Genomic DNA, 537 nt, shown 5'->3' on the forward strand with positions numbered 1-537 from the left:
ATCGGTCACGCTCGTGGTGACCGTGTTATCACATCGGTCACGCTCGTGGTGACCGTGTTATCACCCAGAGTCAATTTCTCGAAGTTGTCGCCACCGGCAACCGACTCGATCTTGTTGACGATCGAAGGCTGGCCGCCGACGAACACGTCGTCCGGTGCGGTGATGGTGAAGGTGCCGCTGGCGCTGCCGGCTGGAATGGTGACTTTGGTCCCATCGGTCAGCGTGAAGGTCAGGCCATTGTGACCGGTGACCGACAGGCCCTGGGCATTGGTCAGGGTCACGGTGTAGGTGATTTGACCGCCTTCGGTAACGGTGGTCTTGTCCGCAGTCAGGGTCGCGACCACTTCACTGACGGTGTCGGTGATCTGGACGGAAGCGTTACCGCCCAGTTCCAGATTTTCAAAGGCCTTGCCATCGACGGCGGCATCGGTGATGCCGACGGTCAGGGTGTCGCCGTCCTTGAAGACGTCATCACCTTGAGCCTTGGCCTTGTACTCGGCTTCGGTCTGGCCGGCAGGGATGACCACCTTGTCGCCA

General features: G+C 60.3%; 1 protein-coding gene. It reads right to left on the reverse strand.

The features are described from left to right. Window positions 1-5: 5 nt before the first annotated feature. On the reverse strand, window positions 6-537 hold a 532-nt coding region (locus tag ABZO33_RS26830), incomplete at its 5' end, for an immunoglobulin-like domain-containing protein (RefSeq protein ID WP_414538507.1).

This window comes from Pseudomonas sp. CAM1A (assembly GCF_047501685.1).
Lineage (GTDB): Bacteria > Pseudomonadota > Gammaproteobacteria > Pseudomonadales > Pseudomonadaceae > Aquipseudomonas.